2 protein-coding genes are annotated in these 852 nt (G+C 64.1%); both read left to right on the top strand.

Annotation, left to right across the window (positions count from 1 at the left end):
• Positions 1-479: hypothetical protein (locus JKG68_RS32660; RefSeq protein WP_202066620.1), on the top strand; the 479-nt coding region annotated here is incomplete at its 5' end.
• A gap of 4 nt (positions 480-483) precedes the next feature.
• The coding region (locus tag JKG68_RS32655) for a hypothetical protein (protein WP_202066618.1) at positions 484-852 on the top strand (369 nt) is incomplete at its 3' end.

Raw genomic sequence — 852 nt, 5'->3', positions numbered from 1 at the left:
AGATCGGCGAGATCGCCCGCAGCGAGCCGGATCCGGCCCGCTTGCATGTCGAGTGCCTCAAGGCCTTGGTCGATGCCGGCTTTCCAGCTTCGCTCCTCAGACACGTGGACTTCGCCTTCGGCCTGAAGCGTCTCACAGAGAGCGAGCTGATGCGGGCCTACTACGAGCGCCTTGCCGCTCTGGTGGCTTCGCATGGGCTGGTTCTGGAGGAGGGCGGGCTCGATGCCCGCATCCTTCTCCAAGTCATAGACCCGACGGCTGAGCCCGCAGTCCCAGATATTATGTTGCCGTGGGATAACCTCTCCGATCGCCTGGCGCAGTTCAAAGCCGCCGGCGCCTATATGGTCAGGCTCATACTGGAGAATGAGTCCATCCGGGTCGCACCGGTCGGGGAGGGGCCAACAGGATGGGTGTTAGACGACGGTTTTGCCGACGCCGATCCGGATCTCTCCGCCGATGGGAAGGCCAAGGATGAGTAAGAGGATGAGCGATCAAGAGCTCACCGTTGAGGCGCGGCTTGAGGCGCATGCGCTGCTTGATCGCCTAACGCGGGATGGGCCGACTTTTTCGCGTGAAGATGCCCGGCGCTTAATTGCTCTGATCCCAGTCTCGCCGCGGCGGCGCTTCTCGTTCACCGGTTTGTTCCAGGGCCGCGGACCTAGCCTGCGCGGGCAGGCCGCCGGGATCGGCGAGGTCGGGGTGGACGGGGAGGGCAGGGAGAAGCGAGTATCCTGGAATGCCGCCCCGGTTCACAGGGTCGGCGGCTACCTGGTTACTCATACGCCGGGCCAAGTTGTGATCGACCTGCTGTGGATCGCGACCCGGGAGGACTTGTCCGGGCAGAGCTGCCAG

Origin of the sequence: Microvirga aerilata, assembly GCF_016743775.1 — a bacterium.
In the GTDB taxonomy this organism is placed as follows: domain Bacteria; phylum Pseudomonadota; class Alphaproteobacteria; order Rhizobiales; family Beijerinckiaceae; genus Microvirga; species Microvirga aerilata.
Note: the sequence above shows the minus strand (reverse complement) of the source record. Positions and strands in the feature narration are given on the sequence as shown.